This window comes from Streptomyces sp. WMMC940 (assembly GCF_027460265.1).
GTDB lineage: Bacteria > Actinomycetota > Actinomycetes > Streptomycetales > Streptomycetaceae > Streptomyces.
This window is the reverse complement of the sequence record NZ_JAPZBC010000001.1, coordinates 4,414,621-4,440,589: the sequence shown is the minus strand read 5'-3', so window position 1 is coordinate 4,440,589 and position 25,969 is coordinate 4,414,621. Positions and strand designations below refer to the sequence as shown.

The following is a 25,969-nucleotide window of genomic DNA, read 5'->3' as shown; positions in this document are numbered from 1 at the left end:
GCGGTTCCGAGCCCCTGCCCACCCCCGGTTCGCCGAGGCCCTGCGCGCGTCCTCGGTCAACTCCCGTTGATGCGGCGGCAACTTCGCCGGCCAGGAGGTCGATGAGCCCGGCATGTTCCGCGCCGTGCGTCCCGGCCCGGACCGTCGGGGACCGCTCGACGAGTGGTGGGAGCCGCACTTCAGCAAGTGCACGGAGATCGGCCACACCCGGACATCCCCCTGAATCGGCACCCTGGGAGACGGCAGGTACCACGTCGATGGTCCGAGCAGGACCAACCCGCGGATCGCCGAACCGGTCAGTGCGCAAGCCGCGGTAGCGATGGTCGTCGACCGCCTGCCATCGCGCTGCGGCCCGGCCCTCGTCGGCAACGCAGAGGAACCGGCCGCCCACGAGAGGGCCTCGGGACGGCAGGTGGAAGCGGCCGAAACGCCGCATGCGCCGATCATGTCGCCGAGCGGACCGCCCTGACCAGGGCCTGCGCCCGGGGATCGGCGGTGACTCCCCTGCGCATGCCGTTGGTGACGTAGCCGAGGGCGGTGCCGGACTCCGGGTCGGCGAAGCCGAGCGATCCGCCGCGGCCCGGGTGGCCGAAGGAACCGGGGCCCAGCAGCGGGGAGGCCGGTCCGTGGAGCATGTAGCCGAGGCCGAAGCGGGTGCCGACCACGAGGACGCGGTCGGGGCCCGTGGACTCCTCGGTGCGGGCGAGGGTGAGCGTGGCGGGGGCGAAGAGCCGGTGGCCGTCGACCGCGCCGATCGTCGCCGCGTAGAAGCGGGCCAGGGCGCGGGCGGTGGAGACGCCGCCTGAGGCGGGAAGTTCGGCGGCGCGGTAGGCGGGGTCGTTCTCGTCCGGCATCGGGTCGATGGCGCCGAAGGCCCGGCGGGTGAGGGAGTCCGGGTCGCGGTACGCCTCGGCCACGGAACGCTTGGGGCGCAGTTTCAGCCCGCCGCCGGACGCCGTGGGCGGTTCCTCGATCCGTCCGATCCTGCCGGTGCGGTGGGCCTCGTCGTCGGGAACGCCGATCCAGAAGTCCAGGCCGAGCGGGCGGGCGATCTCCTCGGCGGTCCAGCGGCCGATCGTACGTCCGGTGACCCTGCGTACGAGTTCCGCCAGCAGCCAGCTGTAGGTCTGCGCGTGGTAGCCGTGATCGGTACCGGGTTCCCACGCGGGTGCCTGGGCGGCGACGGCCCGTGCCCCGGACGTGCCGTCGGCGGCCTCCGCCACGGTGAGCGGCCGGTCGAGCGCGGGCACTCCGGCCCGGTGGGACAGCAGATGCCGTACGAGCGCGCGTTCCTTGCCCGCGGCCTTGAACTCCGGCCAGTACGTGCCGACGGGCGCGTCCAGGTCGAGCTGTCCGCGCTGGTGCAGCAGCAGCGGTACGGCGGCGGCGAAACCCTTGGTGGCCGAGCGGACGACCTGCGCGGTGTCCACGGCCCACGGCTCGGCGCCGTCCACGTCCCGGGTGCCGCCCCAGAGGTCGACGACCTTCACCCCGTCCCTGTAGACGGCCACGGCGGCGCCGCGTTCCCCGCGCGTCTCGAAGTTGCGTATGAACGCGTCCCGGACGGGCTCGAAGCCTTCCGCAACCGTGCCCTGGACGTCCACGTCCACCTCTCCCTGCTGTTCCGGCCTGCCCCTCGCCCCACCATGGTGCAATGTGCCGGGACGTGACCGGATTCCGGGTCGGTCCCGGGCCGGTGGGGCGGGCCCCGGACGCCCGCCGCCCGCTCACGCGTCCGTGGTCACGGCCCGTGGATCGAAGCCGAAGGGCAGCTCCAGCCGGTGCGCGCGCATGAGCCCGGTGTCGGCGAGCAGGTCCTGGGTGTGCCCGTCGGCGGCGATCACACCCTCGCTGAGGATCACCGACCGCGGGCACAGCTCCAGGGCGTACGGCAGATCGTGCGTGACCATCAGGACGGTGACGTCCAACGAGCGCAGGATGTCGGCGAGTTCACGACGCGAAGCCGGATCCAGATTGGACGAGGGTTCGTCGAGGACGACGATCTCCGGCTCCATGGCGAGGACGGTCGCGACCGCCACCCGGCGCCGCTGTCCGAAGGAGAGGTGGTGCGGCGGCCGGTCCAGGTACTCCGCCATCCCCACCCGGTCGAGCGCCGTGCGGACCCGCTTCTCCAGCTCCTCCCCGCGCAGCCCGGCCGCCGCCGGACCGAACGCGACGTCCTCCCGGACGGTCGGCATGAACAGCTGGTCGTCCGGGTCCTGGAAGACGATGCCGACCTTCCGCCGGATCTCGGCCATGTGCTGCCGGCCGACGGGCAGCCCGGCGACGGCGACCGAGCCGGCGCCGCCGGTGAGGATGCCGTTGAGATGGAGGACGAGGGTGGTCTTGCCGGCGCCGTTGGGGCCGAGCAGGGCGACGCGCTCGCCGCGGCCGACGGTCAGATCGACGCCGAAGAGGGCCTGGTGGCCGTCGGGGTACGCGTACGCCAGCCCGCGGACGTCGAGGGACGGCGGGACGGCGGCTGCCGGGGAGAGCGAGGTCATAGGGTCCAGCCAAGCAGACAGACGGCGAGTGCCGAGAAGGGGAGCGCGGCGGCGTACGCCCACTGCGCCCGGGACGCGGTCACCTCGTCGATGACGGGCATGGTGCCGGTGTAGCCGCGGCTGACCATCGCCAGGTGCACCCGCTCGCCGCGCTCGTAGGAGCGGATGAACAGCGCACCAGCGGACTTGGCGAGCACGCCCCAGTGGCGCACCCCGCGGGCCTCGAACCCGCGCGAGCGCCGGGCGACGGACATCCGGCGCATCTCGTCGGTGATGACGTCGCCGTAGCGGATCATGAAGGACGCGATCTGCACCATCAGCGGCGGCAGTCTCAGCCGCTGCAGCCCGAGGAGCAGGGAGCGCAGCTCGGTGGTCGAGGCGAGGAGGACGGAGGTGGCGACGCCCAGCGTCCCCTTGGCGAGGATGTTCCAGGCGCCCCACAGCCCCGGCACGGAGAGGGAGATGCCGAGCCATTCGGTGCGCTCGCCCGGCACCAGGAACGGCATCAGCAGCGCGAAGGCGACGAACGGGATCTCGATCACCAGCCGGCGCAGTACGAAGCCTGCCGGGATACGGGCCGCCGCGGCGACCGCGCCCAGCAGCAGCGCGTAGAGGCCGAAGGCCCAGACCGCCTCGCGCGGGGTGGAGACCACCACCAGCACGAAGCAGAGGGCGGCGGCGATCTTGCAGTGCGACGGCAGCCGGTGGACCGGCGACTCGCCGTGCCGGTACAGCCTGTGGGCGTGACCTGTGCCCATTCTTCCGCTTCCGCCTCCTCAGCCGCGTACGGATTCCTTCGGGGCCTCGGCGGTGTCGCGGCGGCGGCGGACCACCAGGAACACGCCGGTGCCCACCACCAGCGTCGCGCCGACGCCGATCACTCCCGCCAGGCCGCCGGAGACCCGCGCGTTCTCGATGCCGCCGACGCCGTAGTCGGCGAGCGGGGAGTCGGCGGCTGCGTGGTCCTCCACCTTCTTGTCGATGCCCTTGTCGGCGGCGACCCGCTCCAGTCCGTCGGGGTTGGCGGAGGCGTAGAAGGAGACGAATCCGGCGAGGATCAGGGAGATGACGAGTCCCGCGAACAGCACCGGACGCGGTGAGGCGGCGGGGGCCGGCGCGGCCTCGGGCCGGGCGTCGACCAGTTCGCCGTCCACGCGCAGCTTGAGCGGCGCCGACAGCCCGCGGGCGCCGTGGACGAGGTCGGGCCGCACGGCGAGGACGGCGCCGACCGTCGCCGCCGTGATGGCGGCCTCGCCGATGCCGATGAGGAGGTGGACCCCGGTCATCGCGCCCAGGACCGTGCCGATCGGCACGTCGGTCGTGCCGCCGATCGCGTAGAGGAGTGTGAAGGCCACGGCCGACGCCGGCACGGACACCAGGGCGGCGAGGAACGTGGCGACCGTCACCGACCTGCGCTTCTTCGGCAGGACCCGGAGCAGCGCGCGGAACAGGGTGTAGGCGACGACGACCGTGACCACGCCCATGAGCAGGATGTTGACGCCGAGCGCCGTCAGGCCGCCGTCCGCGAAGAGGACGCCCTGGAGCAGCAGTACGACGGAGACGCACAGCACCCCCGTGTACGGCCCGACGAGTATCGCCGCCAGCGCCCCGCCCAGCAGATGGCCGCTGGTCCCGGCCGCGACCGGGAAGTTGAGCATCTGGACGGCGAAGACGAAGGCGGCGACGAGCCCCGCGAGCGGGGCGGTCCGCTCTCCCCCGTAGCCGCCGGCGTGGATGGCACTCCCGAGCTCCCGCCGGGCACCGCGCAGGCTCACGGCCACGGCACCGGCGGCGACGACCCCGGCCGCCGCGGAGACGGGGACATTGATGAATCCGTCGGGGACATGCATGGCGGGCTCCGCTTCCGGGGGCAGACCACATCGGTCTGGCTGGTCAACCGTCCGATGATGCGCCCTGTTGCGAACTCCTTGCAAGAGTGTCTCACCGGCAGATGCAAGCAACACGCCCAGGTCCTTCGAAGGAAAATATGCGACATTGGATGACAAAGAGAACCAAAAAGGTGAGGAGCGTCCGATGTCCCACAGTGTCGAGAGCCCCTCTGTCGAAGAGCATGCGAAGGCCCGGATCATCAACGACGCCCCTCACTACCGATCGGTGCCCGTGGCCCTCCGCTACACGCCCGAAACGGACCCCGACGCCGTGCGGTGCGTCTTCCCGAGCGGCATCGAATGGGCGTTCCGCCGCGAACTGCTGGAGACGGGACTGCGCGCGCCCGCGCGTCGCGGTCCGGTCGCCGTCTGGCCCTGCGGCCGCGCCCAGGTGATCGTCGAGTTCCATTCACCGGACGGTGTGGCGGTGATCCAGTTCGACACCGGCCCCCTCGTGCGCTTCCTGCGCCGCACCTACGCGGAAGCGGCCGCGCCCGCCACCAGGGTGTGACGGACGCGGCCACCGCGCCTTCCGGCTCACGGGCGCCCACCGGTCGACGACCGGTGGGCGCCCGGCGTTCCTGCGGCGCTCTCCCGGTCGCCGAGCGGGTGCGGACGGACGTCCCGGAGCTGTGCGGTCGGAGTCGGACCGGCGGACCGGACGGACCGGCGGACGCGGACCGCGCGCGGCCGGGCGGACGCTCAGGCGCCGACCAGTTCCCGCTCCTTGCCGCCGCCTGCCGGATCGTCCGCGCCACCCAGCTTCTCGCCCTCGACGTCCACGCTCGGCAGCACCCGGTCCAGCCAGCGCGGCAGCCACCAGGCCCGGCCGCCCAGCAGCGCCAGCACCGCCGGCACGATCGCCATCCGGACGACGAAGGCGTCGAAGAAGACCGCGATCGCGAGACCAAAGCCGATCATCTTCACCATCTGCTCGCTGGAGCCGATGAAGCCCGCGAACACCGCGATCATGATCACCGCGGCGGCGGTGACCACCCGGGCCCCGTGCCGGAAACCGGTGATGATCGCCTGGCCCGGCCGCTCGCCGTGCACGAACGCCTCGCGCATCCGCGTCACCAGGAACACCTCGTAGTCCATGGCGAGACCGAAGACGACACCCACCATGAAGATCGGCATCATCGACATGATCGGGCCCGTCTGCTCGACGCCGAACAGCGAGCCGAGCCAGCCCCACTGGAAGACCGCGACGACCGCGCCGAGGGCGGCGACCACCGAGAGCAGGAAGCCGAGCGCCGCCTTCAGGGGCACGAGGACGGACCGGAAGACCACCATCAGCAGCAGGAACGCCAGACCGACGACGAGCGCCAGATAGGGCACCAGCGCGTCGTTCATCCGCTGCGAGAAGTCGATGTTCATCGCCGTGGCGCCGGTGACGTGCACGTTGTCGCCGCTGGTCGCGCGGATCGTGCGGACGAGGTCCTCGGTCTCCGTGGAGCTGGGGCGGTCCTCCGGGATCACCGTGATCATCGCCGTGTCGCCGGCCTTGTTGTACGTGGCCGGGGTGACGGCCGCGACGCCGTCGAGCCCCGCGATCTCCTTCGCCGTGCCGTCCGCGGCGGCCTTGTCGCCGTCGACGACGATGAGCAGCGGCCCGTTGAAGCCGGGGCCGAAGCCGTCGGAGAGCAGGTCGTACGCCTTGCGCTGGGTGGTGCTGGTGGGCTGGGAGCCGTCGTCCGGCAGTCCCATCTCCAGCGAAGCGGCCGGCACGGCCACGGCGCCGAGGCCCACGACACCGGCGAGCAGCACGGCGACCGGGCGGCGCAGCACGAACCGTGCCCACCGCGTGCCCATGTTGGGCTTGTCGCCCGCCTGCGCGGTCTGCTTGCGCGCCTTGCGGCCCAGCACCCGCTTGCCGGCGAAGCCGAGCAGGGCCGGTATCAGGGTGAGGGCGATGAGCACGGCGACGGCGACCGTGCCGGCGGCCGCGAAGCCCATCTTGCTCAGCATGGGGATGTTGACGACGGCCAGGCCGACGAGGGCGATGACCACGGTCAGTCCCGCGAAGACGACGGCGGAGCCGGCCGTGCCGGTTGCCCGTCCCGCGGCTTCCTCGTGGTCACGCCCCTCGGCCAGCTCCGCCCGGTAGCGGGAGACGATGAAGAGCGCGTAGTCGATGCCGACCGCGAGGCCGATCATCGTGGCCAGGGTGGCCGTCGTGGAGCCCAGGTCGAGGGTGCTCGCGAGCGCCGTGATGGTGGAGACGCCGATGCCGACGCCGATGATGGCGGTGAGCAGCGGCAGACCGGCCGCGACCAGCGAACCGAAGGTGATCACGAGGACCACCGCGGCGACGCCGACGCCGATGACCTCGGACGCGCCGGTCTCGGGGGCCGCCTGCAGCGCGTCGCCGCCGATCTCGACGGTCAGCCCGGCGCCCTCGGCCTCCTCACCTGCCTCGGTGAGGGCCTCGCGGTCCTCCTCGGCCAGCTCCATGCCGCTGACCTTGTAGGAGACCTGGGTGTAGGCGATGGTGCCGTCCCGGCTGATCGCCTTGGCCCGGTACGGATCGACGACCGAGGCGACCTGGTCCGAACCCGACTCGAGCGCGGCGACGGCCTTCTCGACCTCGGCCCGGTGGGCGGGGTCCGTCATCTTCTCGCCCTCGGGCGCCTTGAAGACGACGCGTGCGGTCGCGCCGTCGACGCTGGTGCCCGGGAAGCGCTCGTCGAGCAGGTCGAAGGCCTTCTGGGCCTCCGTACCCGGTATGGAGAAGGAGCTGGACGCGGCGGTCGACGCGGAGGAGGCGGCGACGCCGGCGAGGGCGAACAGCGCCACCCACAGCAGCGCGACGAGCCGTCGGCGCCGGAAGGCGAACCGTCCGAGCTTGTAGAGGAACGTGGCCACGAGATGGATCTCCCGGTCAGGTCGTTGGGGCGGATGGGCAGGCTCGACCAGCCCGACGACGTGAGCGGTGCGCGTCAGGTGGGGCTTTGCGGAATGCGGGGTGGGGAGGGTGTGGCGCGGGGAGGGGAGAGGGACGTCAGTCGCCGTCGGCGGGGACACCCAGCGCGGGGAGCACGACGGCGTCCAGGTACTCGTGCAGGAAGCCCTGGCACATGGGCTCGTCCCTGATCAGCGGATGGGCCACGAACGCGCCCACCAGCATGTGCGACAGGTACTTCAGGGCGGGGTTGTCCGCGGAGATCTCACCGCGGCCGACCGCCCGCTGCAGCAGCACGTCGAGCCCGGTGATCTCCGGCTCGATGAACAGCTCGCGCAGCGCCTGCAGCAGATCGTCGTTCTCGTGGACCGCCCGGGCGAGGCCGCGCATCAGCGCGGTGTCCCGCTCCATCTGGCAGTCGTCGGACTGCGACACCATCTCGTGGAAGTCGCCGCGCAGGCTGCCGGTGTCGATCCGGGAGATGTCCACCGGCTTGCTGTGCCGCAGCGACATGGCGACCAGCTCGGGCTTGCTCCCCCACTGGCGGTAGAGGGTGGCCTTGCTGGAGCGGGTGCGGGCGGCCACGGCGTCCATGGTGAGGGCGTCGTAACCGACTTCGCGCAGCAGGTCGAGCACGGCTTCGTACAACTCGGCCTCGCGCTCGGGCGTGAGTCTGCTACGTGCCATGACCGGCCTTCCGAACGAAACGGTTTCGTACAACACGACTGTACCCCGCCGCCGTACGAAACGAAACCGTTTCGTACGTGTCCTGAGCCACAGCCTCGCCCGGGCCGTCGCGGGCCGCTCCGGCCTTCACGGGAGAGTCCGTCCCCCAAAAGTTGCCGGGCCCCCCGCACGCGGAAAGCATTTAGGAGTGAGTGAAGACGTCGCGTATCTCCGCTTTCCGCATCTGCACGACGACTTGCTGTGCTTCGCGGCCGAGGACGATCTCTGGATCGCCCCCCTCGTCCCCGCGGGCCGGAGCCCCGGCCGGGCCTGGCGGCTCACCGTCGACCGGACCCGGATCGGACACCCCCGCTTCTCCCCGGACGGCGGTCTGATCGCCTACACGACCTGGCGCAGTCTGGACCCGGAGATCCATCTGGCACCGGTGGAGGGCGGCCCGGCACGACGCCTCGGCTACTGGGGCTCGACCGACACCCGGGTCTGCGGCTGGGACCCGGACGGCAACATCCTCGCGGTCTCCTCGCACGGCCAGCCGTTCTCCTACTTCTCCTGGGCCTACAAGGTGCCCACGGACGGCGACCCGGGAAAACGCCTCCCGTGGGGGCCCGTCTCCGACATCGCCGTCACCGGCGGCGAAGGACAGCACCGCACCCTGCTGCTCACGGGGAAGCCGCCGCACGAACCGGCCGGGTGGAAGCGCTACCGGGGCGGCGCGATGGGGCGCCTCTACCTGCACGGCGAACGACTGCTGGCCGACATCGGCGGCCATCTCGACTGCCCGATGTTCGTGAACGGCCGCATCGCCTTCCTCTCCGACCACGAGGGCGTCGGGAACCTCTACTCGTGCCTGCCCGACGGCACGGATCTGCGCCGCCACACCGACCATGACGCCTTCTACGCCCGGCACGCCTCCAGCGACGGCAGCCGGGTCGTCTACCAGTGCGCCGGCGACCTGTGGATCGTCGAGGACCTGGCGCCCGACTCCCGGCCGCGGAAGCTGGACGTCCGGCTCGGCGGCCCGCGCGCCGGACGGCGCCGCTACCAGGTCCCCGCCGCCAGCCACGTCGACGGGCTCTCCGTGGACACCACCGGCAGGGCGAGTGCCGTCGTCGTACGCGGCAGCCTCTACTGGCTGACCCACCGCGACGGCCCGGCGCGCACCATCGCCGACACCCCGGGCGTCCGGGTGCGGCTGCCGGTGATGCTCGGCAGCGGCGGCGGACAGGTCGCGTACGTCACCGACGCCGAGGGGGAGGACGCCGTCGAGATCGCGTACCTGCCCCGGGCCAGCGGCGACCGGCCGCCCCGGCGACTGGCCACCGGCCGGCTGGGCCGGGTGCTGGAGATGGTCTCGGACCCGGCCGGGGAGCGGCTCGCGATCGCTTCGCACGACGGGCGCCTGCTGCTCCTCACGGTGGCGGAGGAGGAGACCGGGGCGGAGCGGGCGCAGAGGACGGGGGACGAGGGGAACGCCGGGGGAGCGTCCGCGACCGACGAGGCGGACGGAACCGGGGCACCGGGACACGAGACCGCCGGGGCCGGAACGCACGGAGCCGGAACGGACGAGACCGGGACGGCGGACGGAACTCGTCCCGACGGAGCCGGAGCGTCCGGGGCGTCCCGAGCCGAGGTGGCCGGGCCCGCGCCCGGAGCCGGGGCCGGGGTTTCCGGCGGCGCGGAAGCCGGCTCCACGGCCCGGCCCGCCGGGACGGGCGGCCCCGCCGGCACGGGCGGCCCCGCCGGCACGGACTCCGGCTCCACCGACGAACCCGGAGGCACGGGCGAGGACCTCGTCACCGAGCTGATCCGCTCCGAAAACGGGCCCGTCCGCGATCTCGCCTTCTCCCCCCTCGGGAACTGGCTCACCTGGTCGCACCCGTTCATCGGCCGCTCCCTGCGGCAGATCAAGATGGCCCGCATCGACGGCCCCGGCCCGCGCACCGTCGTCGACGTCACCAACGGCCGCTTCGAGGACGAATCCCCCGTCTTCACCCGCGACGGCCGCTATCTGGCCTTCCTGTCCTGGCGCGGCTTCGACCCCGTGTACGACGTGCACACCGGCGACCTGTCCTTCCCGCTGGGCTGCCGCCCCTACCTCGTACCGCTGTCGTCCGCGACGCCGTCGCCGTTCGCGCTGCTGCCCGACGGGCGGCCGGCGGCCGGCGGGCTGGACCCCACCGAGGCCGACATGGGGGAGGGCGCGGCGATGGTGGAGGTGGAGGGACTGGAGAGCCGGGTCACGCCGTTCCCCGTGGCCGCGTCCAAGTACTCGTCCCTGCACCCCGTCGCGGGCGGCGGTCTGGTCTGGCTGAGGTGGCCGATCTCGGGCGCGCTCGGCGAGACGTTCGCCAACCCCGCCGACCCCTCGCACCGACCGACCCTGGAGTACTTCGACATCCCCAAGGCCCGCAGGAACGAACTCGTCGCGCATCTCGACTGGTTCGCGGTCAGCGGCGACGGCTCCCGGCTGGTCGTCTTCGACGACGGGGAGCTGCGCGCCGTGCCCGCGACCGAGTCCGGCGACAGCGACTCCACGGTGTACCTCGACATGCGCCGGATCCTGCACGAGGTGGACCCGCCCGCGGAGTGGCGCGGCGCGTACGAGGAGGCCGGCAGGCTCATCCGGGACTACTACTGGGACCCGGGTATGTGCGGGATCGACTGGAGCGGCGTGCTGGACCAGTACCGTCCGCTCCTCGAACGGGTCGCGTCCCCCGACGAGTTCGCCGACCTGCTCCGCGAAGTGCTCGGCGAGCTGGGCACCTCGCACGCCTACGTCACCCCCGCGCGCCGCAACGAGGGACCTCCCCACTACCAGCGGGCGATGGGCCTGCTCGGCGCCAACCTGGCCCGCAGGGACGAGGGCTGGGCCGTCGTGCGCATCCTGCCCGGCGACTCCTCGGACTCCAAGGCGCGTTCCCCGCTCGCCGGCACCGGCATCCGCGAGGGGGCCGTGCTGACCCATGTCGACGGACGCCCGGTGGACCGGGTGACCGGCCCGTACCCGCTGCTGTCCGCGGCGGGCGGGACGACCGTGGAGCTGACGTTCCGACCGGCCGAGGGGGAGGGCCGGCCGCGGCGGGTGGCGGTCGTGCCGCTGATCGACGAGCGCCCCCTGCGCTATCAGGACTGGGTGGCCAAACGGCGCGCGGTCGTGCGCGAGATGAGCGGCGGCGAGTGCGGCTACCTCCACATCCCGGATCTCGGCGGTTCCGGCTGGGCGCAGTTCAACCGCGATGTGCGGATGGAGGTGTCCCGGCCGTCGCTGATCGTGGACGTGCGCGGCAACGCGGGCGGACACATCAGCGAGCTGGTCATCGAGCAGCTGAGCCGCACCATCCTGGGCTGGGACCTGACGCGGAACGCGCAGCCGGTCTCGTACACCTCGAACGCCCCGCGCGGACCGATCGTGGCGCTCGCGGACGAGGCCACCTCCTCCGACGGGGACATGATCACGGCAGCGATCAAGCTACTGGGCCTCGGTCCCGTGGTGGGCCAGCGCACCTGGGGCGGTGTGGTGGGGATGACCGGCCGGCACCGGCTCGCGGACGGGACGGTGATCACGGTGCCGATGAACGCCGCCTGGTTCGAGGCGTACGGCTGGTCCGTGGAGAACCACGGCGTGGAGCCGGACATCTTCGCCGAACGCCCGCCGCTCCACTGGGCCGAGGGCAAGCGCACCGACCTCGACACCGCGGTGCAGGTCGCGCTCGACCGGCTGGCGAAGGACCCGGCCAAGACGCCTCCGGGGTACGAGAACGTCCCCGACCGGCGCCGGCCTCCGCTGCCGCCACGTCGCTGACCGCCGTACCGAGGCACCGGAGGACGACCGCGGTCCGGAAACCCGGCCCGCCGCCGCACCACCGAACCCGGCCACCCGGACGACGGGCAAGGAGCCCGAACCGCGGAACCGGGCGGCCGGCGGCGGTGTTCGGTCGCGGGAAAGGGGCGCACCCCGTGCACTGGGTGCGCCCCTCCCGGGTGCCTCGGACGTCAGGCGTCGTGGCGACGGTGCATCGGCTCGTCGCTCATCTCACGCTCCGGGCGGCGGCGCTCCTGACCGCGCTCCTGACCGCGCTCCTGACCGCGCTCCTGACCGCGCTCCTGACCGCGCTCCTGCGGGGGGCGCTGCTGCGGCCGCTGCTGCGGCGAGCGCTGCGAAGCCTCCTGCTTCGTGCCGGGCTTCTGCTTCGCCTGCTCCTTGAGCTGCTCCGCCTTGTCCTTGAACTGCTCCTGGATACCCATCTGGTTCACTCCTGGAAGGGTGTGGGGGACGGGGGCCGTTGGGCGGCCCCCGGGGCCTCGACCAGACTGGCATGCAGGGACATTCCGCGCATTTCGATCAGTTACGCTCCGTGCGTTCCCGCTCGTCAGCGGCCCCGCCGGCGCCCACGAGCCCCGTGCGGATCCCGGTGAGTCGCGGCTCGAAACGCCTCATCTCCCGCTGCCCCACGACCCCGATGAGGCCCGGCAGGTACCCGCGGACCGACTGCATCCCGCGCAACCACCACTGCGCGTAGACGTGGGCGGAGCGCCGCTCGATGCCGGCGACGATCCGGTCCACCGCGGGGCCGAGCGGGTACGTGCGGTTCGACGGCCACGGGAGCCGCTGCCGCAGCTCCCGCATCACTTCGTCCTGGTCGGCCCCGCGCACCATGTCCGTGTCGGTCCAGGACAGATAGCCGACGCCCACCTTCACCCCCTTGTGGCCCACTTCGGCCCGCAGGCTGTGCGCGAAGGCCTCGGCCCCCGACTTGGAGGCGCAGTACGCCGTCATCATCGGCGCCGGGGTGATCGCGGCGAGCGAGGCGATCTGGAGGAAGTAGCCGCGGGACTCGACCAGGACCGGCAGGAAGGCCCGGCAGGTGACCGCGCTTCCGATGAGGTTGACCTCGACGACCCGCCGCCACGCCGTCGGATCGGAGTCCGCGAACGGGCCCCCCGACGCCACACCGGCGTTGGCGACGACGACGTCGACCTTGCCGAAACGCTCCTTGACCTCGTGGGCCACGCGTGTCATCGCCTCGTGGTCGGTGACGTCGGCGTGCCAGTGCTCGCACTCGGTGTGCAACCGCCCCGCGACCGCCTTCAGTTCGTCCGGCTCCAGGCCGACGAGCGCGATCCTCGCCCCGCGCGCGGAGAGTTTGCGGGCCAGCAGCTCGCCGACACCACGGGCGGCCCCGGTGACGACGGCGACCTGCCCTTCGAGGCTGACCCTGGTCATGCGTTCTCCTCCTGCTTCGTACGGGCGTCGGGCCGCGCGGGGGCCTTCCGCTTCGGCTGGGCGTCCACGAGTTTCCTGATCTCCGCGGTGACCGCCTCCGGGGCCTCCACGGGGGTCATGTGCCCCGTGCCGGCGAGTTCGACGAGTCCCACGCACTCGGGCAGCGACGCCGCGAGCGCCCGGGCGTGGACGATCGGGGTGAGCCGGTCCGCGGTGCCCGCGACGACGGCCGTGGGCAGCCTCATCTCCCGTACCCCGGCGTCGAGATCGAGCCCGGCGAGGACACGCGCCCAGGCCACCCGGGTCGGGCGCGGACAGGCGTGCACGATACGGGCGCACTCGGTGACGCGCTCCGGCGCCGTGCCCGGGCCCATCGTCGCGTAGCGCAGGATCGCCTTCGAGACCGGTGTGACCGGTCCGAGCGGGGCACGCGAGCCGAGGATCGCCCCGGTGAGCCGGGTACGGAGCCCGCCGGCCCGCATCGGCACCACCAGCGACTCGGCGACGAGCCGCGAACTGCCGGTGCTGCACAGCAGCGCGGCCGCGGCGTGCTCGGCGAACTTCGGCCGGGCGGCGGCCGCCATGAGCGTCATTCCGCCCATGGAGTGCCCGGCGAGCACGGCCCGCTCACCCGGCTCCAGCGCGATGGTGAGTACCGCCTCCAGATCGTCGGCGAGGGCCTCGGTGGTGTGACCGGCCTTCGTGACGGCGGGGGTGCGGCCGTGCCCTCGCTGGTCATAGACGATGACCCGGTGGTCGGCGGCCAACTCCCTGATCTGCGCCGCCCAGAAGTGGGTGGAGCAGGTCCAGCCGTGGGCGAGCACGACGGCGGGTGCTCCGTCGGGGCCGTGCACCTCCACGTGGAGGCGGGAGCCGTCGGCCGAGACGGCGGTGAGCTCGCGGGCGGCGACGGGCGGGGCCGGGGCCGTCGCGGACCGCTTGAGGAGCCGGCTCATGCGCCCTCCTCCCCCACGGCCGCCGCGACGGCTCCGGTGCCCCCGGCCGGGGTGCGGGGGGCTCGGACCACCTCGTACTCGGCGAGGTCGACCGTGCGCGTCCGCCGCCGGAACTCCCCGGTCGTGCCGGGCCAGATGGTGGTGTTGCGGCCGTTCGCGTCGAGGTACCAGCTGGTGCATCCGCCGGTGTTCCAGACGGTCCGCTTCATCCGCTCCTGGACCCGCCGGTTCCAGGCGTGGACGGCGGAGGGCCGCGCGCCGAGCGCGACCCGGCCTCCGAGGACTTCGAGCTGACGGAGGTAGTCGGCCATGTAGTTCAGCTGGGACTCGATCATCAGGATCATCGAGCTGTTCCCGAGGCCGGTGTTGGGGCCGATGACCGTCATCCAGTTGGGGAAGCCGGCGGCGGTCGCGCCGCGCAGCGACTCCATGCCGTCCTTCCATGCCTCGGCGAGGGTGACGCCCTCCGCGCCCACCACCCGGTCGGCGATCGGCATATCGGTGACGTGGAAGCCGGTGCCGAGCACGATCGCGTCGACCTCGGCCTCCGTGCCGTCGGCGGACACGACGGTGGAGCCGCGCACCTCGGTCAGCCCGGAGGCGACGACGTCGACATTGGGCCGCGCGAGCGCCGGATAGTAGTCGCTGGACAGCAGGATCCGCTTGCAGCCGATGCGGTACGACGGCGTCAGCTTCGCCCTCAGCGCCGGGTCCTTGATGGACTTGGCCATGTTGGCCTTCGCCAGCGACTCGATCAGGCCCAGCTGGTTCGGGCGCTTGGTGAACGCGCTGACCTGCAACTCCCGGATGCCCCAGAGCAGTCCGCGGCGCGCGGTCCCGGTGAGCGGCAGTTGCCGGTGCAGCCAGCGCTCGCCGGCGCCGATCGCCCGGTCCATCCGGGGCATCACCCAGGGCGGGGTGCGCTGGAACAGGGTCAGCTTCGCCACCAGGGGCTGGATCGACGGCACGATCTGGATCGCGGACGCCCCGGTCCCGATCACCGCGACCCGCTTGTCGCGCAGGTCGTAGTCGTGGTCCCAGCGCGCCGAGTGGAAGACCTTGCCCGGGAATCCGTCGAGTCCGGGGATCTCGGGCGTCCTGGGGTCGGACAGCGGGCCGGTCGCGGAGACCACGACGTCGGCGGTGAACGCGCCCCGCGAGGTCTCGATCTCCCAGTGCAGTTCGTCCGTGTTCCAGCGCATCATCAGCACGTCGTGGCCGAAGCGGATGTGCGGGCGGATCCCGAAGACGTCGGTGACGTGCTCCAGGTACGCCCGGATGTGCTCCTGCCCGGAGAAGGTCCGGGGCCAGTCGGGGTTGGGCGCGAACGAGAACGAGTAGAGATGGGACGGTACGTCGCAGGCACAGCCGGGGTAGCTGTTGTCCCGCCAGGTCCCGCCGACCGAGTCGGCCCGCTCCAGGACGACGAAGTCGGTGATCCCCTCGCGGCGCAGCCGGACGGCGGCGCCGAGGCCGCCGAATCCGGATCCGATCACCGCCACTCGCACGTGCTCGCACTGCTGGCCCATGCCGCCGCCTCCCGCAGTCAGACTTCCGCCGAACCGTGCCAGCAATCACTGGCACGATGGGAGAGTAGAGCCTCCGCATACCGAGCGGTAGGGGTGGAACCGAACAAGTTACCGGCGGTACAACATAGGCTTGCGGACGTGACGGACGAGCAGCGCACGGATCGCGAAATCCGCGAGTACCGCATGGAGGAGCTGGCCGAGGAGGCCGGCATCACGGTGCGCACCCTGCGCTTCTACCGCGAGCGGGGACTCATACCCCCGCCCCGCAGGGAGGGCCGGATCGCCTGGTACGACGCCCACCATCTGGCCCGGCTGCGCACCATCGCGGCCCTGCTCGAACGCGGCCACACCCTCAGCGGAATCGCCGATCTGGCGTCCGCCTTCGACAGCGGCCGCGACGTCGGCGAGGTGCTGGGCCTCGGCGAGCCCACCGAGGAGACCCCGGTCCGGCTCACCCCCGAGGACCTGGCCGACTACTTCGAGGGCGACGCCACCGCGGAGAACCTCACGGCGGCGCTCGACCTCGGCTATCTGGCCACCGACGGAGACGAGATCGTCCACATCAGCCGCCGGCTGCTCGACGTCTCGTCCGCACTGGTGAAGGAGGGCGTCCCGCTGTCGGCGGTCCTCGCGGCGGGCCGCGAGGTGCGCGGCCACGCCGAGGCGCTGGCGTCCCTCTTCGTCGAACTGCTGCGCTCCCACGCGGCCGAGGGGGACCTGGAGCGGCTGCGCCCGCTGGCGAAGAGCGTGGTGGACGCGGAGCTCTCGATGGCGATGGACCGCCGCCTGCGCGGGTCGTGACGGACGGGCCGGCCCGTCCGGCGGCCACCCGCGGGCCCGTCGGGCCCTCCCCCGGCACCGGTGAGCAACACGGCCGCGCGCGGGCGCACCGCAACCGGCTGATGGCCCATCGGACGGTTCTCAGCACGCCATGACCGCGCGCGGGCGCACCTCCCGCGAAGCCCCGGGCCGGGCGGCCCGCCTCGACGGCCGGCGCCCGGGCGCCGGTCCGGCACTACAGCTCGAACACCGCCGTCACCGGCGCGTGGTCGCTCCACCGCTCGGCATGGCTCGCCGCGCGCTCCACGTACGCCTTCACACACTTGTCCGCGAGCCGCGGCGTCGCCACCAGCAGGTCGATGCGCCAGCCCGTGTCGTTGTCGAAGGCGCGCCCCCGGTAGGACCACCACGAGTACGGGCCCTCCTGATCGGGGTGCATGGCACGGACGATGTCCACATAGCCGGCGCCGGTCCCGCCGTCGCCGTACACACGGCCGAGCCACTCGCGTTCCTCAGGCAGGAATCCGGAGTTCTTCCTGTTGCCCCGCCAGTTCCTGAGGTCGGCCTCCTGGTGGGCGATGTTCCAGTCACCGCAGACCAGCACGGAGCGGCCGTCCGCGGCGGCCCGCTCCGCGAGGCCCTTCAGATACGGCAGGAACGCGTCCATGAAGCGGTACTTCTCGTCCTGGCGCTCGGTCCCGACCTCACCCGACGGGAGGTAGAGGCTGGCGACCGTGACGCCGGGCAGGTCGACCTCCACATAGCGTCCACTGCCGTCGAACTCCTCGCTGCCGAAACCGGTCCGAACCGCGTCCGGCTCGCGCCGGGTGAGGACGGAGACACCGGCGCGGCCCTTGGCGGCGGCCGGGACGTGGACCGCGTGCCAGCCGTCGGGGCTGCGCACCTCGTCGGGGAGCTGGTGGGCCTCGGCCCGTACCTCCTGGAGGCACACCACATCGGCGGAGGTCCCGGCCAGCCACTCGACGAAGCCCTTCTTCGCGGCGGCCCGCAGCCCGTTCACATTCACGCTGGTCACAGTGAGCACCCCGGCACCCTATCCGAGGAAGCACAGCTCGCATACATGTACGATTGCTCGCATGAATATCCGGCCGATGTCCTTCGACCACCCTGACGCGGTCAAACTCAACGACCAGGTGCAGCGGGAGTACGCCGCGCGCTACGGCGGCGAGGGCGATGTCACACCGCTCGACCCGTCGATGTTCGTCCCGCCGCGCGGACTCTACCTCCTCGCGTACGACGGGCTGGGCCGCCCGGTGGCCACCGGCGGCTGGCGCGCCCAGGACGAGAACGCCGAGGAGTACGCGGACGGCGACGCCGAGCTCAAGCGCATGTACGTCGTCCCCGAGGCGCGCGGCCTCGGTCTGGCGCGGCGCGTCCTTGCGGCACTGGAGGAGGACGCCCGCGCGGCCGGTCGGACCCGGATGGTCCTGGAGACCGGCACGGCCCAGCCGGAGGCCATCGCGCTGTACACCTCCAGCGGTTACGAGCCGTGCGCCAAGTTCGGCCACTACCGCGACTACGAGAACAGCCGCTGCTTCGCCAAACCGCTCGCCCCGCGATGACCCGCCGGCTCCGGTAGTCCCACCGATCCAACCGATCCCGCCGCCCCTGACCCCGGCAGCCCCGCCGACCCCGGCACTCACGGCACTGGCGCCCGCGCCGGCAGCCCCGCCGATCCCACCAGTCCCGGCACTCCCATGGACGGCGCCAACAAGACTATGACGCGCTCCTGACAAAATTGGCGCAGTCATGACACGCTTCCTCACGCACGTCTATCCGCACCGCTCTCATCCCCCACCTGCCCCGGCAGAAGGAGACATGCGTGAGACGCCATCGCACAGCCGCAGCGATCCTGTCAGCAGTCGGCGCTCTGCTCACCGGCGGTCTGACGGCTGCCACCTCGGCCCACGCCACCGCCCCGGCCCCCGCGCCCGCTCCCACCGCCGTGGCCCACCACGCCACGGCCGCCGAGCAGCACCAGGCCCGCACCTTCTGGACCGCTGAGCGAATGCGCGCCGCGGTCCCGCTCGACCTGCGCCTCGGCGCGGACGCGCTGAAGACCCTCAAGCCCCCCAAGCCCGGGGCCGTGACGACGACCGTCGCCCCCACGGCCTTCCCCCAGGCCGGCGGCGCCTGGACCGGCGGCGGAGCGGTCGTGAAGACCTCCGGCCGGGTCTTCTTCACCTTCCAGGGCCGCACCGCGTCCTGCTCAGCGAACGCCGTGACCAGCCAGAACGCCAGCACCGTCATGACGGCCGGACACTGCGTCAAGTACCAGGGCAGCTGGCACACCAATTTCGTCTTCGTGCCCGCGTACGCCAACGGCCAGGCCCCGTACGGCCAGTGGACCGCCACCAAGACGCTGACCACCCCGCAGTGGGAGGCGAGCGAGGACATCAACTACGACATCGGCGCGGCCGTGCTCGCCCCGCTGAACGGCCAGAAGCTGACCGCGGTCACCGGCGCCCAGGGCATCCAGTTCAACGGCGGCTACAACAAGCAGATGTACGCCTTCGGCTTCCCGGCCGCGTCCCCGTACGACGGCACGAAGCTGATCTACTGCAGCGGAAACAGCTCCAAGGACTGGCTGTTCACCCAGGACCACAGCCTCGGCTGCAACATGACCGGCGGCTCCAGCGGCGGCCCCTGGTTCACCGGGTTCAGTGAGACGGCCGGCACGGGACTGCAGGTCTCGGTGAACAGCTTCGGCTACATCTTCCTGCCGAACCGGATGTTCGGCCCGTACTTCGGCAATGAGGCGAAGGCCCTGTACGACAAGGCGCAGGCCTCCTGACGGCGGCAGCGGCCGGCGGGACCCGGGCCCCGCCGGCCGCTGCACACCCATGGACGCGGCCCGTCCCGCCCCGCAAGGATGATCGGATGGCGACCACGCGGCACTGGGCGGACTTCCAGTACGAGATCTATCTGAACGGCATGACGGGCGCCGTACCCCGGCTGCCCACCGATCTGACCCGGCTGGAGGAGATGGCCGGCCACCGGCTCGGCCCGGGGCCCTTCGGCTACGTGGCCGGCAGCGCGGGCAGCGGAAGCACCGCCAGCGCCAACCGCGCCGCACTCGACCGCCGGCGGATCGTGCCGCGCATGCTGCGTGACGTCCACGAACGCGACCTGTCCGTGGAGGTGCTGGGCCGGCCACTGCCCGCGCCGCTCGCCCTCGCGCCCATCGGTGTGCTGTCGATCATGCACCCCGACGCGGAGTGCGCCGCGGCACGGGCGGCCGCCGCGCGGGGAGTCCCGTACATCCTGTCGTCCGCCTCCAGCACGCCGATGGAACAGGTCGCCGAGGCGATGGGCGAAGGCGAGCGATGGTTCCAGCTGTACTGGGCCAAGGACCGCGACGTCACCGCGAGCTTCCTGGACCGGGCGAGGGCCGCCGGCTACACGGCGCTGGTCGTCACCCTGGACACCCCGCTGCTGGCCTGGCGCCCCCGCGACCTCGACCAGGCCTACCTGCCGTTCCTGCACGGCGTGGGCACCGCCAACTACTTCTCCGACCCGGCCTTCCGGGCCGGGCTCGCAAAGCCCGTGCACGAGGACCCGAACGCGGCCGTGATGCACTTCGTCGGCATGTTCGCCGACCCCGCCAAGACCTGGCCCGACCTGGCCTTCCTGCGCGAACACTGGGACGGGCCGATCGTCCTCAAGGGCATCCTCCACCCCGACGACGCCCGCAGCGCCGCCGACGCCGGCATGGACGGCGTGGTCGTCTCCAACCACGGCGGCCGGCAGGTCGCCGGGTCCGTGGCCGCGGCGGACGCCCTGCCCCGCGTCGTCGAGGCCGTGGGCGACCGGCTCACCGTCCTCTTCGACAGCGGCATCCGCACCGGCGACGACGTGTTCAAGGCCCTCGCCCTCGGCGCCCGGGCGGTGCTCCTGGGCCGCCCGTACGCCTACGGACTCGGCCTCGACGGGCAGGCGGGCGTCGACCACGTCATCCGCTGCCTCCTCGCCGAACTCGACCTCACACTGGCGCTGTCGGGCCACGCGGGCCCCGGTTCGCTCACGCCCGACGATCTGACCGGGGAGTCCGCATGAGCGGGGACCGGCCGGCTGCCAGGAACGTCCTGGCGATCGTCCCGCCCCACATGGGGGGCCGTCCGACCGGGACGGGGCTCGCGGGCCTCGTGCCCGGCGCCCGCGTCACCGTCGTGGAGTCGGCGGACGAGGACCCGGCCGCGCTGCGCGAGGCCCACGCGATCATCACCGCCCTCGCCCCGGTGACCGCCGGGCACATCGCCGCCGCGCCCGCCCTGGAACTCGTCCAGTGCGCGAGCCACGGATACGACTACGTCGATCTGGACGCCGCCCGCGCCCGGTCCGTGGCGGTCTGCAACATCGGCTCCAGCGGCGCGGAGGCGCAGAACGTGGCCGAGCAGACCTTCGCGCTCATGCTGGCGCTCGCCAAGCAGGTGGTACCCGCCCACAACGCGCTCACCCGGGCCGACTGGGCCCTGCCCCGCCTCCAGCAGTCCCTCACCGAGCTGTCCGGCAAGACCCTCGGCATCGTCGGCCTCGGCGGCGTCGGGCAGGAAGTCGCACGCCGGGCCCTGGCGTTCGACATGCGCATCGCCTACACCGGTCGGCGCCGGGCCCCCGCCGACACCGAGTCCCGGCTGGGCGACGCCCGCTACCTCCCCCTCGACGAACTCCTCCGCGTCTCCGACTACGTCAGTCTCCACGCGCCGCTCACCCGGGACACCCGCCATCTCCTCGACGCCGGGCGGCTGGCGCTCCTCAGGCCGACCGCCTTCCTCGTCAACACCGCCCGCGGGGCGCTCGTCGACCAGGACGCCCTCGCCGACGCGCTGACCGCGGGCACCCTGGCGGGCGCCGGCATCGACGTCTTCGACCCCGAACCGCCGACGGCCGCCCTGCGTCTGCTCAACGCGCCGAACGTCGTACTGTCCCCGCACGTCGGGGGCGTGACCCGGGAGACCCTGGTCCGCATCGCCCTGGCCGCGGTCCAGAACGTCGTCGACCACCTGGCCGGAGAACCACTGCGGGACGTCGTGTCGTAGCCGGGCCCCGGGTGTCCGCGCCCGGCCCGAACGGCCCACGCCGCACCCGGTTCAGGGCAGCGGCACACCGCGGGCCGTCAACCAGAGCGCGTACCACTCCTCGTGGTCGAGGTCCGGCTCCTGCCGGGCGGCCTGCCGGCAGGCGCGTATGCGCTCGGGGTTGGCGGTGCCGATCACCGGCGAGATCCGGGCGGGATGGCGCCGCAGCCACCACAGCAGCACCGTCTCCGGCGTCACGCCCTTCCGCTCGGCGAGGGAGGCGACGAGCCGCGCGGTGGCCTGCTCCTCAGGGGTCTCCTGACGCCCGGTGAACCGGCCCTGCGCCAGCGCGCCCCAGGCCTGCAGTTCGATGCCGTTGTCCCGGCAGTGCTCGAGGGTGCCGAAGGGGAAGCCGTTCACGGCCGCCTCGGGGGTGTTCACGACCACACCGGCCTCGAGCCAGTCGCGCTTCCGGAGGCTCATCTCCAGCTGGTTCGCGACGATCGGCACGTCCAGCCGTGCCTGGAGCGGGGCGATCTGCGCCGCTCCCATGTTGGACACCCCGAACTGCCGCACCAGGCCCTGCCGGTGCAGCGACGTCAGCGCCTCTGCGATGTCGTCGGGGTCGGCCAGCGGATCGGGCCGGTGCAGCAGCAGTACGTCGATCACGTCGGTGCGCAGCCGCGCCAGGCTCTCCTCGACCCGCCGCACGACGGTCCACCCGCGCAGGTCGTAGATCCCCGGGCGTTCGCCGTCCGCGAGACGGATGCCGCACTTGGTCTGCACGACGATCCGCTCCCGCAGCCCCGGAGCACGGGCCAGGACCTCGCCGAAGACGGCCTCCGCCTTGCCGTGCCGGTAGATGTCGGCGTGGTCGAACCTGGTGATCCCGCTGTCCAGCGCGGCCTCGACCGCCGCCTCCGCGGCGGCTATGTCCCCGGGCCCGTACGGCGCGGTGTCCCACGTCCCACCGAGCCCCATGCACCCGTACAGCAGCCGACCGTCCGTCGCGTCCGTCTTCGTCGTCACCCCGTGACCCTACTGGCCGCGGTTCCACGCGGTCGCCGGGGCTCCGCGCGGAGCGGACCGGCGGGACGCAGCTCAGGGCCGGGGCCGGGGCCGGATCGCGGTGCCCCGCTCCCGTACCGCACGGCAGGACCCCGGCCGTATCTCCCCGGCAGGGGACCTGCTGTCGTGGGGCACCACCGCATGTGAGCGGTCCCCGACCAGGCAAGGCGGTTTCTCTGGGCCGTTCGCATGAGGTGGAGCGCCCCGGCGACCGCTGCGCACCGCTTGGATCTGGACCGAGCGGGCACGTGGAGGACGTGGCCACTCACGGAAGCACCCGCCAAGCGGTCTCAGGTGCCGTCCGCGGTGTTCGAACGCGGGTGCGCGGCCCATGGGCAGTGCCGGCACCGCAGGGCCCGTCAGCCACTCGTGTGCGGTGACGCTGGAGGATGGCACGGACGCCCGACTGGGTGTGTTCCTCGCGAACAGCAAGATCAGGCGGGCGAAACCGGGGAGGGACGAGGGGCTGAACGCCAAGGCCGAGGCAGCCGCGGCGGCCGCTGTCGCTGCGGCGAGGGCAGCGGGCTGAAGATGTGGCACCGGGGCGCCGGACCCGCGCTGTACGCGGGTCCGGCGCCCCGGGTTCGGCGGCTTGCGGGCCGCGGTCAGTTGTAGGTGTTGAGGAGAGTGGTGTTGGCGTAGAGCCAGCTGGTGGCGGGTGCGGTCCAGCCGACCTTGGGGCTGTTGAGGGTGGCGTCGGACTTGGTGGTCCAGGTCCACATCTTCACGGCGTTGTCGGGCTGGTGGTTGAGCATCGCGAGGTCGTCGCGGCCGTCGCCGTTGTAGTCGCCGATGACGATCTGGAAGCGCTTCACGTCGAGGTTGCCCTTGGGACTGTCGAGGACGACCTTGGCCCCGCCGAACCGGTTCGCGCCATTTACCTTCTGCACCAGGATGGTGGAGGCCTTGTCGCTGCCGTCGGCGTAGTCGTACCAGATCAGGGCGTCATCGGTACCGTCACCGTTGAAGTCGCCGGAGTGCGGCTCGGTGCGGTCCCAGTCGATCGAGGCGCTCTCCCACCACACGGTGGGGTTGGTGAAACCGCCGGCAGGGGTGGTGGTGAACACGTAGGTCTTCACGTCGTTGTTGCCCTGGCCGTAGAAGACGCCGATCTCGGTGCGGCCGTCCTGGTTGAAGTCGCCGGTGACGAACTTGGCCCGGTTGCGTGCCCAGGTGCCGCTCGGGGCGGACCAGGAGCTGGTGGGGGCACCCAGCTTGCCCTTGTCGGTGGCCAGGTAGGTCCACAGCTTGGTGGTGCCGTCTCCTGCGGCGTACCAGACGGCGAGGTCGTCGCGGCCGTCGCCGTTGAAGTCGCCGGCCTGCGGTGTGGTGTAGCTGATGTGGAACGGGCCGCCCGCGGGCGAGCTCCAGGTGGCGACGGGCTTGTTGAAGCCGCCGTCGGGCTTGCCGAGCGCGATCCAGATCTTGACGCTGGTGTCGCTGTAGCCGCGCACGGTGGCCATGTCGCCGTGGCCGTCGCCGTTGAAGTCGCCGGTGACGAACTTCATGGCCTTGGCTTCCCACTCACCGGCGGGAGCGAGGTAGGACCGCTCGGGGGCGCCGATCGCTCCGTCCTCGTCGCTGCGGAAGGTGTACATGCCGTCATTGCCGGCCGTGTAGCTGTACCAGGCGCCCAGGTCGCTGCGCCCGTCACCGTCCTGGTCGTGGCGCAGCGCGGTGCCGCTGGACCACTGCGACTCGCCCTCGCTGTCGTGGATGACGAAGTCGCCCTTGTCGTTCAGGACGGCGTAGCCGTCAGGCGCGCTGGTCTTGGACTCCCACAGCGTGGTGGTGTCTGCGGCGTTGCGCACCATCAGGTTGCCCTTGCTCAGACGCGTGAACGCTCCGGGGTTGCCTGCGGTGTCCGTGGACCAGAGGGTCTTGCCGGCATTCGAGGTGATGACCAAGTTGCCGTCGGTGCGCATCGTCAGCTGGGCGGAAGCGGACACGAGGATGTCACCGGGGTCCAGGCGCCTGGCGGCGGTCAGCCGGGATCCGAAGAGAATGTCGTTCACGCGCGTGGCCACAGCGCTGGTGCGGGTCTCGCTAGTCTCCCCGAAGCAAGCGCCCTGCCAGGAGCGGCTGGCGATGCCGACGAGTTCGCTCTCGCCGTCTTTGGTACGCAGCACGGGCGCGCCGGCGTCACCCTTGCAGACGGCGGCCTCGGACTTCGCGTCGAGATTGACCTCGGTGGCGGTGGCATCGGTGACGGTGAACCCGCTGGTGTGGCGCTTGGTGGGTACCCACTGGTCCGCGGTGCGTCCAAAGCCGACGACGTTCACCGCCTCGCCCTTGCCGGCTGCTGAGGTCGCGAGCGGCACGGGAGTGATGTCGGTGGCGGGCTCGGCGAGCCGGGCCAGGACAAAGTCACGGTCACCGCGCGGGGCGAGTGTGGTGATCTCGGTGGTGTGCCCGCCGCCGAGGGCGAGGTCGCTGCGGCCGAGGGTGAGTGTGGTCTTCTCCTTCGGGGGCCCGGTGGGGATGTCGATGCTCTTTGCCGGGTTCTCGGCGAAGCAGCTCTTCGAGGTGGCGACCCACTGCGGGGCGACCAGTGTCGCGGTGCAGGAGCGGAGGGTGCCGATGGTGAGCTTGCCGGTGAAGGGCAGGCTGATGTCCTTCTGCTCCCCGGTGGGTGGCTTCACCCCGGGCCCCGACACCTGGAGATCGAGCAGCACCGCTTGCTTGGGGCCGGCGGGATCGGCCTCCCCGAAGCCCTTGGCGGTGTCCTTGGGGACGTTCAAGGTCTCCGTGTCACCGTCGATGCTGACCTCGGCCCGGATATCCCGGCCGGCGGTCTCGATCCGGTAGGCGCGCGGAATCTTCACGGACAGATGGCCGGTGCTCGCAGCCTTGAAGCAGATCCGTGACTCGTTCGTCTTCAGGTTCCGGGCCCAGACCATGATCTGGAAATCCGCGGCGCACGAGGTAAAGGTGATGCTCCCGTCACCGGCGATGAGCTGAGCCCCCGTGTACTTGAGGATCTCATCGGCGCCGGGGTAGGCACCGTCCTCGACGGCGTAGGGGGCGGTGGTGTCGGTCGGATTCTCGTCTGCGGCAGTCGCCGCGGGAGCGGGCATCCCCACGGCGGTGGCTGCGATCACGATCGCTGCGGGCAGCCATTTGCGTATACGCACAGGTGTTTCGCTTTCACGAATGAGCCCCCCGATCAGGCGGGAGGGAAGGCGGAAGCACAACGGGACCGTCAACGCTTCGCTGCGGATGGTCGTAATCGCCTGGGGGGCCGAGAAGGAGCATAGCCGCTCCCGGCAGCAGAACCCATCGCATTGCATGACGTGACCGCGCCCCACACAGGCCATTGATCAAGATCCTGTAACGGTGCCGGCGGGGCCTACAACCATCCAACTCCTGGTTGAATCTGCCTTCTTGTTCA

Annotated in this window: 22 protein-coding genes; 9 read left to right on the top strand and 13 right to left on the bottom strand. The window is 72.1% G+C overall.

The genetic code is table 11. The annotated features are described in order from the left end of the window. Window positions 1-223 precede the first annotated feature (223 nt). Window positions 224-469 (top strand): DUF6193 family natural product biosynthesis protein, encoded by a 246-nt coding sequence (locus O7595_RS33910; RefSeq protein WP_443071844.1) that lies wholly within the window; start codon window positions 224-226, stop codon window positions 467-469. On the opposite strand, the gene O7595_RS19550 is transcribed toward O7595_RS33910, so the two are convergent. The 4 genes from O7595_RS19550 to O7595_RS19535 all read right to left on the bottom strand — a co-directional run bounded on the left by O7595_RS19550 (window position 444) and on the right by O7595_RS19535 (window position 4,354). Next, window positions 444-1,604, bottom strand: a complete 1,161-nt coding sequence (locus O7595_RS19550; protein ID WP_269732543.1) for a serine hydrolase domain-containing protein — start codon at window positions 1,602-1,604, stop codon at window positions 444-446. The two genes, O7595_RS33910 and O7595_RS19550, sit on opposite strands and share 26 nt — an antisense overlap. Window positions 1,605-1,727: 123 nt before the next feature. Beyond that, a complete protein-coding gene (locus O7595_RS19545; RefSeq protein WP_269729948.1) occupies window positions 1,728-2,504 on the bottom strand; it encodes an energy-coupling factor ABC transporter ATP-binding protein in 777 nt (258 codons plus the stop codon). Continuing rightward, window positions 2,501-3,262 (bottom strand): cobalt ECF transporter T component CbiQ, encoded by a 762-nt coding sequence (gene cbiQ, locus O7595_RS19540; RefSeq protein ID WP_269729947.1) that lies wholly within the window; start codon window positions 3,260-3,262, stop codon window positions 2,501-2,503. Before cbiQ ends, O7595_RS19545 begins: the two co-directional genes overlap by 4 nt. Before the next feature lie 18 nt (window positions 3,263-3,280). After that, window positions 3,281-4,354, bottom strand: a complete 1,074-nt coding sequence (locus O7595_RS19535) for an energy-coupling factor ABC transporter permease (protein WP_269729946.1) — start codon at window positions 4,352-4,354, stop codon at window positions 3,281-3,283. A gap of 184 nt (window positions 4,355-4,538) precedes the next feature. Here O7595_RS19535 and O7595_RS19530 point away from each other — a divergent pair, with 184 nt between their 5' ends. Beyond that, window positions 4,539-4,904, top strand: a complete 366-nt coding sequence (locus O7595_RS19530) for an SsgA family sporulation/cell division regulator (protein ID WP_269729945.1) — start codon at window positions 4,539-4,541, stop codon at window positions 4,902-4,904. Window positions 4,905-5,095: 191 nt separating this feature from the next. Here the strand turns inward: O7595_RS19530 and O7595_RS19525 are convergent, their stop codons facing one another. Together O7595_RS19525 and O7595_RS19520 are read right to left on the bottom strand one after the other, a co-directional pair. After that, a complete protein-coding gene (locus tag O7595_RS19525) occupies window positions 5,096-7,258 on the bottom strand; it encodes an MMPL family transporter (protein ID WP_269729944.1) in 2,163 nt (720 codons plus the stop codon). Between the two features lie 136 nt (window positions 7,259-7,394). Next, window positions 7,395-7,982 (bottom strand): TetR/AcrR family transcriptional regulator, encoded by a 588-nt coding sequence (locus O7595_RS19520; protein WP_269729943.1) that lies wholly within the window; start codon window positions 7,980-7,982, stop codon window positions 7,395-7,397. Window positions 7,983-8,169: 187 nt separating this feature from the next. On the opposite strand from O7595_RS19520, the gene O7595_RS19515 reads away from it, so the two are divergent. After that, complete coding sequence (locus O7595_RS19515) at window positions 8,170-11,784, top strand: S41 family peptidase (protein ID WP_269729942.1); 3,615 nt, start codon at window positions 8,170-8,172, stop codon at window positions 11,782-11,784. A gap of 191 nt (window positions 11,785-11,975) precedes the next feature. Here O7595_RS19515 and O7595_RS19510 read toward each other — a convergent pair whose 3' ends face one another. The 4 genes from O7595_RS19510 to O7595_RS19495 all read right to left on the bottom strand — a co-directional run bounded on the left by O7595_RS19510 (window position 11,976) and on the right by O7595_RS19495 (window position 15,691). After that, window positions 11,976-12,227, bottom strand: a complete 252-nt coding sequence (locus tag O7595_RS19510; RefSeq protein WP_269729941.1) for a hypothetical protein — start codon at window positions 12,225-12,227, stop codon at window positions 11,976-11,978. Between the two features lie 97 nt (window positions 12,228-12,324). Continuing rightward, on the bottom strand, window positions 12,325-13,206 hold the full coding sequence (locus tag O7595_RS19505) for an SDR family oxidoreductase (protein WP_269729940.1): 882 nt from the start codon (window positions 13,204-13,206) through the stop codon (window positions 12,325-12,327). Next, the gene (locus O7595_RS19500) at window positions 13,203-14,162 is read right to left on the bottom strand and encodes an alpha/beta fold hydrolase (RefSeq protein WP_269729939.1); all 960 of its coding nucleotides are present in this window, start codon (window positions 14,160-14,162) and stop codon (window positions 13,203-13,205) included. The genes O7595_RS19505 and O7595_RS19500 overlap by 4 nt, the downstream gene beginning before the upstream one ends. Beyond that, a complete protein-coding gene (locus O7595_RS19495) occupies window positions 14,159-15,691 on the bottom strand; it encodes a flavin-containing monooxygenase (protein ID WP_269729938.1) in 1,533 nt (510 codons plus the stop codon). The genes O7595_RS19500 and O7595_RS19495 overlap by 4 nt, the downstream gene beginning before the upstream one ends. Before the next feature lie 138 nt (window positions 15,692-15,829). Here O7595_RS19495 and O7595_RS19490 point away from each other — a divergent pair, with 138 nt between their 5' ends. Beyond that, window positions 15,830-16,492: a MerR family transcriptional regulator gene (locus O7595_RS19490; protein ID WP_443071663.1), complete on the top strand. Its 663-nt coding sequence runs from the start codon at window positions 15,830-15,832 to the stop codon at window positions 16,490-16,492. A 214-nt stretch (window positions 16,493-16,706) separates the two neighbouring features. Here O7595_RS19490 and O7595_RS19485 read toward each other — a convergent pair whose 3' ends face one another. After that, window positions 16,707-17,516, bottom strand: coding sequence for an exodeoxyribonuclease III (locus O7595_RS19485; RefSeq protein WP_269729937.1), 810 nt, complete (start codon window positions 17,514-17,516; stop codon window positions 16,707-16,709). Between the two features lie 52 nt (window positions 17,517-17,568). Here O7595_RS19485 and O7595_RS19480 point away from each other — a divergent pair, with 52 nt between their 5' ends. The 4 genes from O7595_RS19480 (at window position 17,569) to O7595_RS19465 (ending at window position 21,531) form a co-directional block, all read left to right on the top strand. Then, complete coding sequence (locus O7595_RS19480; RefSeq protein ID WP_269729936.1) at window positions 17,569-18,054, top strand: GNAT family N-acetyltransferase; 486 nt, start codon at window positions 17,569-17,571, stop codon at window positions 18,052-18,054. Between the two features lie 260 nt (window positions 18,055-18,314). Continuing rightward, window positions 18,315-19,286, top strand: coding sequence for a trypsin-like serine peptidase (locus tag O7595_RS19475; RefSeq protein ID WP_269729935.1), 972 nt, complete (start codon window positions 18,315-18,317; stop codon window positions 19,284-19,286). A gap of 86 nt (window positions 19,287-19,372) precedes the next feature. Continuing rightward, a complete protein-coding gene (locus O7595_RS19470; protein WP_269729934.1) occupies window positions 19,373-20,548 on the top strand; it encodes a lactate 2-monooxygenase in 1,176 nt (391 codons plus the stop codon). Beyond that, a complete protein-coding gene (locus O7595_RS19465) occupies window positions 20,545-21,531 on the top strand; it encodes a 2-hydroxyacid dehydrogenase (RefSeq protein WP_269729933.1) in 987 nt (328 codons plus the stop codon). The genes O7595_RS19470 and O7595_RS19465 overlap by 4 nt, the downstream gene beginning before the upstream one ends. Window positions 21,532-21,582: 51 nt before the next feature. Here O7595_RS19465 and O7595_RS19460 read toward each other — a convergent pair whose 3' ends face one another. After that, the gene (locus tag O7595_RS19460; protein WP_443071843.1) at window positions 21,583-22,491 is read right to left on the bottom strand and encodes an aldo/keto reductase; all 909 of its coding nucleotides are present in this window, start codon (window positions 22,489-22,491) and stop codon (window positions 21,583-21,585) included. Between the two features lie 463 nt (window positions 22,492-22,954). Between O7595_RS19460 and O7595_RS19455 the strand changes: the two genes are divergently transcribed. Next, window positions 22,955-23,107: a hypothetical protein gene (locus O7595_RS19455; protein ID WP_269729931.1), complete on the top strand. Its 153-nt coding sequence runs from the start codon at window positions 22,955-22,957 to the stop codon at window positions 23,105-23,107. A 76-nt stretch (window positions 23,108-23,183) separates the two neighbouring features. Here the strand turns inward: O7595_RS19455 and O7595_RS19450 are convergent, their stop codons facing one another. After that, complete coding sequence (locus tag O7595_RS19450) at window positions 23,184-25,712, bottom strand: FG-GAP-like repeat-containing protein (RefSeq protein WP_269729930.1); 2,529 nt, start codon at window positions 25,710-25,712, stop codon at window positions 23,184-23,186. Window positions 25,713-25,969: the final 257 nt, after the last annotated feature.

Excerpts from the sequence above, each read along its gene's own strand:
- O7595_RS19510 (WP_269729941.1), bottom strand. The coding sequence starts at position 12,227 with ATGGGTATCCAGGAGCAGTTCAAGGACAAGGCGGAGCAGCTCAAGGAG.
- O7595_RS19460 (WP_443071843.1), bottom strand. The coding sequence starts at position 22,491 with ATGGGGCTCGGTGGGACGTGGGACACCGCGCCGTACGGGCCCGGGGAC.
- O7595_RS19530 (WP_269729945.1), top strand. The coding sequence starts at position 4,539 with ATGTCCCACAGTGTCGAGAGCCCCTCTGTCGAAGAGCATGCGAAGGCC.
- O7595_RS19535 (WP_269729946.1), bottom strand. The coding sequence starts at position 4,354 with ATGCATGTCCCCGACGGATTCATCAATGTCCCCGTCTCCGCGGCGGCC.
- O7595_RS19500 (WP_269729939.1), bottom strand. The coding sequence starts at position 14,162 with ATGAGCCGGCTCCTCAAGCGGTCCGCGACGGCCCCGGCCCCGCCCGTC.
- O7595_RS19520 (WP_269729943.1), bottom strand. The coding sequence starts at position 7,982 with ATGGCACGTAGCAGACTCACGCCCGAGCGCGAGGCCGAGTTGTACGAA.
- O7595_RS19495 (WP_269729938.1), bottom strand. The coding sequence starts at position 15,691 with ATGGGCCAGCAGTGCGAGCACGTGCGAGTGGCGGTGATCGGATCCGGA.
- O7595_RS19480 (WP_269729936.1), top strand. The coding sequence starts at position 17,569 with ATGAATATCCGGCCGATGTCCTTCGACCACCCTGACGCGGTCAAACTC.
- O7595_RS19465 (WP_269729933.1), top strand. The coding sequence starts at position 20,545 with ATGAGCGGGGACCGGCCGGCTGCCAGGAACGTCCTGGCGATCGTCCCG.
- cbiQ (WP_269729947.1), bottom strand. The coding sequence starts at position 3,262 with ATGGGCACAGGTCACGCCCACAGGCTGTACCGGCACGGCGAGTCGCCG.
- O7595_RS19545 (WP_269729948.1), bottom strand. The coding sequence starts at position 2,504 with ATGACCTCGCTCTCCCCGGCAGCCGCCGTCCCGCCGTCCCTCGACGTC.
- O7595_RS19505 (WP_269729940.1), bottom strand. The coding sequence starts at position 13,206 with ATGACCAGGGTCAGCCTCGAAGGGCAGGTCGCCGTCGTCACCGGGGCC.
- O7595_RS19470 (WP_269729934.1), top strand. The coding sequence starts at position 19,373 with ATGGCGACCACGCGGCACTGGGCGGACTTCCAGTACGAGATCTATCTG.